Raw genomic sequence first — 1,606 nt, forward strand, 5'->3', positions numbered from 1 at the left:
ATTCCAACCATGCCAGGATGAAGAGCTTCCAGCAGGAGGTCAGCAAAGCATTAGCTCACCAACCCGAAGTGACTTTAGTAGGGTTTAATAAAATGCCGGGGCTGGATATCTATTATGCCGCTGATACCTGTTATCTGGATAAAGCCCAATCAAAAGGCTGGTGGTATCGGCTCACGCCACGCTTCCGACACTACAAGGCCTTTGAAGAAGCGGTTTTCTCTCAGGAAAGCAAAACCGTTTCCCTGCTGATATCGGCCCTGCAAAAGCCTGTTTTTCAGCATTATTACCACACCCCTGAAGAACGCATTCACCTGCTTCCTCCGGGTATTTCAAGAGATCGATGCCGACCCGACAATGCTGATGCCATTAGAGCAGAATTCAAAAAAGCTTTTGCCCTCACTGATGAAGACAAGCTGGTTCTAATGGTAGGTTCAGGCTTCAAAACCAAAGGTTTGGACCGAGCCATCAAGGCTATTGCCTCATTACCCGCGCACCAAAAACAAAGCACGCGATTCTTTGTTATGGGTCAGGACAAACAAAAACCCTTTGAGTCACTGGCCAAACAATTGGGCATTGAGCATCAGCTTCGTTTTTTTGCTGGCCGTGATGATGTCCCTCGATTTCTGCTGGGTGCAGACCTGCTGATTCATCCAGCGTACAACGAGAATACTGGTACCGTTCTGCTCGAAGCACTGGTTGCAGGACTGCCTGTGCTGACCACCGATGTCTGTGGCTATGCACACTATATCCGTGACGCCAAAGCAGGCACCGTACTGCCCAGTCCTTTTAACCAGGGCTCTCTGAATGAGGCTCTCAGCACAATGCTTGAGTCAGAGCATTGGCTGGAATGGCAAAACAACGCCCTTGCTTTTAGCCGCTCTGAGGATCTGTATAGCCTTCCTGAGCAGGCTGCTGATGTTATTATTGAACAGGCTGATCGAAAGTCTGGCAAGAATGCCTGGCCCACTCCCAGCAATCAGTCGTTGAAGTCATATTTATAGGCGTACGAGTCAATGCACCCTAAAAAGATTCATTATTGCTGGTTTGGTGGACCACTTCCTGAACAGGAACGACTTTATATCAAGAATTGGCAGAACGTCTTTCCTGATTATGAAATCATACATTGGAATGAAGACAACATTCCGAGAGGGCACCCATACCTTGAAAGCATGCTTAGTGCTAAAAAGTGGGCGTTTCTGGCTGACTATGTTCGCCTGTATGTTTTATACGAACATGGTGGTATCTATTTCGATACCGATATCGAGGTTAAGCAGAACTTTGAACATGAACTTCAAGATGATGTCTGCTGCCTTTTTGGTTTTGAATCCGATGAAAATCACCATAGGTGCTACATAGGCACTGCTGTGATTGCTGCCAAAAAACAGGCACCTTTTGTCAAAACCCTCATGAATCAGTACGATATAAAGCTAGCTAAGAGGATCCTTAGAAAAGATCATCTGACAGGCCCCAAACTGTTAACGAAATTACTTCAAGAAAAAGGACTCAGGAAGGCTGTTACTCAAAAGATTGAGGGTATCAAGTTACTTCACAGATCCTTTATGTACCCTGATCAGCAAAATACCCATGAGGTTGAGCACTGCTATAC

2 protein-coding genes are annotated in these 1,606 nt (G+C 46.1%); both read left to right on the forward strand.

Translation table 11 applies throughout. The features are described 5' to 3' along the window. Positions 1–1,001: glycosyltransferase (locus KDK18_RS07070; RefSeq protein ID WP_257254176.1), on the forward strand; the 1,001-nt coding region annotated here is incomplete at its 5' end. 12 nt (positions 1,002–1,013) lie between these two features. Next, a partial coding sequence (locus tag KDK18_RS07075; RefSeq protein WP_257254177.1) for a glycosyltransferase family 32 protein occupies positions 1,014–1,606 on the forward strand: 593 nt, incomplete at its 3' end.

The organism is Endozoicomonas sp. SESOKO3 (assembly GCF_024606255.1).